This window comes from Bacteroidia bacterium (assembly GCA_025056095.1).
GTDB lineage: Bacteria > Bacteroidota > Bacteroidia > JANWVE01 > JANWVE01 > JANWVE01.
In genome coordinates, this window is the sequence record JANWVW010000264.1 from 1 (window position 1) to 3,485 (window position 3,485).

General features: G+C 38.4%; 3 protein-coding genes. All 3 read right to left on the bottom strand.

Features of this window, described 5'->3' with window-relative positions; genetic code table 11:
• A partial coding sequence (locus NZ519_13070) for an adenosylmethionine--8-amino-7-oxononanoate transaminase (protein MCS7029686.1) occupies positions 1-1,193 on the bottom strand: 1,193 nt, incomplete at its 3' end.
• Positions 1,194-1,202: 9 nt separating this feature from the next.
• Positions 1,203-3,155 carry a hypothetical protein gene (locus tag NZ519_13075; protein MCS7029687.1) on the bottom strand — a complete coding sequence of 651 codons (1,953 nt, stop codon included), beginning with the start codon at positions 3,153-3,155 and terminating at the stop codon, positions 1,203-1,205.
• Between the two features lie 6 nt (positions 3,156-3,161).
• Positions 3,162-3,305 (bottom strand): hypothetical protein, encoded by a 144-nt coding sequence (locus tag NZ519_13080; protein ID MCS7029688.1) that lies wholly within the window; start codon positions 3,303-3,305, stop codon positions 3,162-3,164.
• Between the last annotated feature and the right edge of the window lie 180 nt (positions 3,306-3,485).

The following is a 3,485-nucleotide window of genomic DNA, read 5'->3' on the forward strand; positions in this document are numbered from 1 at the left end:
GGGGGAATAATGTAAATAGTATTGCCCAAAGGGCGAACTAACATATTTCTTTCTAAGTAAAAACTCCTGATTTTAGTGCTAATCGCATTAAGGTAGTGCCTTTGCGGCGAACCAAGCTCAAAGGCTAAAATTCCTCCAATATGCCTGATATTGTATAGAAAAGCACATTTTTCAAGCTCCTCTTTGAGTAGAGCCATATTTTGATACAATTGACGAAGTTTAATTTGTGTATCTTCCTGCTCAAAAAGGTCAAGGTTGGCATTAGCCGCAGCGCAGGCAATAGGATTACCTGTAAAGCTATGTCCATGAAAAAAGGTTTTAGTTCGGTCTTGTGTTACAAAATGTTCAAAAACACTATCCGTGCATAATGTTAAGCCAAGGGGCAAAAAACCTCCCGTAAGGCACTTTGATAGACAAACAACATCTGGTTGAACGTCAATTTGTTGGCAGGCAAATAATGTACCTGTTCGCCCAAATCCTGTCATTATTTCATCGGCGATAGTGAAAACATTGTGTTTTTTACAAATCTTCCATATCTCGGCGATATATTCAGGGCGAGTAATTCGCATACCTGCTACACCCTGGACTAAGGGTTCTACGATACAAGAAGCATATTCATTAGTTTGACACAACTGCTCCAACTTTTCAAAAACTTGCTCATAATTGTCCTGCGTAGGATAAGGTAAATAATCTACGTCAAATAAAAGAGTATGAAACGCAGCAGTAAAAATATCTCTTTCACTGACCGCCATACTACCGAACGTATCGCCATGATAACTGCCCTCAAAAGCAATTACTTTTTTTCGTTCTTTACCTTGATTGTACCAAGCTTGAAAACACATTTTTAGGGCTACCTCCACTGCGGTAGAACCATTGTCTGAGAAAAATACTTTGCTCAATGTGGGAAAATAACCTAAAAGGCGTTCTGCTAATTCAACAGCAGGTTGATGCGTAAAACCTGCAAATATTACCTGTTCCAATGTGTGGGCTTGTTGACTAATAGCTTGCGCAATGTACGGATGACAATGCCCGTGAGCAGTTACCCACCAAGAGCTATTAAAATCAATGATTCTCTTTCCACTGTCTGTGTATAGGTAAGCGCCCTCTGCTTTAACAATCGGAATAGGAGTAGGGCTATATGCAGAAGTATAAGGATGCCAAATTACTTTTTCATCACGTTGAGAAAGGTTCATAGTCTAGGCTTATTTTTTTAGATAAGTTTCAATTGCTTCTTTACACTTTTTTCTTTGCTCAACGGCATGCTGATAGGCTTTTTTTTGCTTTGCTGTTTCTACTTTGTAAAGATATTTGTATTGCTTTTCGCGGAATTTGTATCTCTGCTGTTCTTTGATATTCTCAATCTTGTAAGCTTTATTGAGCAAGCGCATGTTTCGGTTATGAGACCTGTATTCCTTGTTAAGAGATTGCAGAAAGTTAATTTCACCTTCGTTCCACCTTTTTAAGAGGTTATTAACCTCTTGAATTTTTTCCTTATTATTTTGGTACTGAATGTCTTCGTTTTCAAGTGTGTTTTTGAGCTGTTTATTTTGTTTGATAAGTGCTTTATTTTCGGCAATTATGCCTTTCATGCGATTAGTAGCTTCTGCAAGATACGCCTTGATTTGATTGTATTTAAGTGCGTAAAGCTTAGGAATACTATCTCGCCATTTAGCTTGGTCAGCGTGTCTTTTTATCATATCTGCTCTACGCAGCATAAAATAGTCCCAATAGGCATCGGCTTTTTCGGTTATACGTTCCTGTATGTTTTGAGTAATATAGCGAATGAAGAGCTTGTAATCTACCAAAATTTTATCTAACATTTTGTAGATTTGAGAGTATGTTTGTGCATATTCTTCAATCGCTGCCATAGCGCTATCTTTAATTTGGTCAAACTTATGTAGGTTCTGCTGAATTTTCTGCTGATTTTCTTCTATTTTTTGAATTTGAGTTTGAGTGGGGGGAGTTTTAGCGTTTGGCACACGTGCTAAATTATCGTTATTGTGAATGATACTTTGTGCTTGTTTATCTAAATTGATGTTTTGGCGGTGCAGTTTTTTTATTCTATTTTTTTGGTTTTTAATTAAGGTTTTGTTCTTTTGGATAGTGCGTTGATTGAGTTTGAGCCACATTGTATTTGTATCTTGGGTCATTTTCTTTTTTTGTAGGTTTTGTTTTCGCAGGAATTTGTATTCCTCTTCAATGTCTTTTGCCGTGGTTTTTAAGAAAACAACTGCACTGTCATACAAAAAGCGAGCTTTTCCTAAAAGCTCTGCTTTGTTAGTAGTGTAGGGTACGCCATTGAAATACTTGTCTGCATATTTAAGTGCTGTAAAACCTGCATAGCCGTGATTTCTTTTATTAAAAGCTTTTGCGGTAAAGGCGGACCGTAGTTCTTGTTCATCAGGCGTGTAGCGGATAACTTCCGTACGTACCATATCTTGGGCTACAAAACAAGAGTCGTACGTTTTGACATAGTAAGCCGTATACCCTGGCGGTTTTTCAAATAAATCTATTGATACAATACAGTTGAGCAGCTGCCACATTGGGTCTGCGGGATTGTGGGTAATAGCTAGTCGCTTAGGGTTAGGCAAAAAGTAGGTAGAGTCATACTCAAATTTGAATTGATATAACCATTTTGGAATATAGAACCATCGCCCTAATCTTCTTTTCCACTTTTTTTCATGATCGACAATTTTTCCTGCCGCAGCAGCAGCGTCTAGTAGATACCATTTGCGGTTAATTTCTACGCTATTCCAAGCATATCGTTCTCTAAAAAATTGATTGTATAGCTCATACTCTGGACTTATTTTGCAGTAGCCGTGTACTGTATAAGCAGGAATGTTAGCTTCTTTACACAAAGCAGTAAAAAGCGTGGCATATCCTAAGGAATTGGCTTTTTTCTTTTTGAGTACGTACTGTGCATCGCTGTATTTGGAGTCATATTTTCCGATGTCTTTGATATCGTATTTGATGTTATGAGTTATCCATTGCCATATTGCTACTACTTTATCGCTATCGTTATTTTTGTTTTGGGTCAGATACTCTGCTAAATGCTTGGGTGAGATGAGGTGCTTTTTAGAAGTGTATACAGGGGACTGGACATAAGCATATCTGTACAGGATTAAGCTTGCAAGTACAAAAAGAAGTTTTTGCATATTTTTTCAAATATACGAATAGGAATCTTTTTCAGTCTGAAAAATAGTTTGATTTTTTGGGCGTGCCCCTTGCTGCGCAAGGGTCGGGGCATTCCGCACTGCGCTATCGCTTCGGTACTTCGCTGCGCTTCGTACTGCCCTGACGGGCATGCTCCATGCCCCTCACGCAGGCAACCTGTGCAGTTATGTCTTTACCTTGTTTAAGCTTGAAGTACAATCATTTACAAGCTAAAACTTGGCATAAACTAAAGTAGAATTTTTACAGCTGGGTTATGTGAGTCATGCAGGGGCAAATGTTATCCCATAGTAGCGCGATATTGCGGGCGGTTG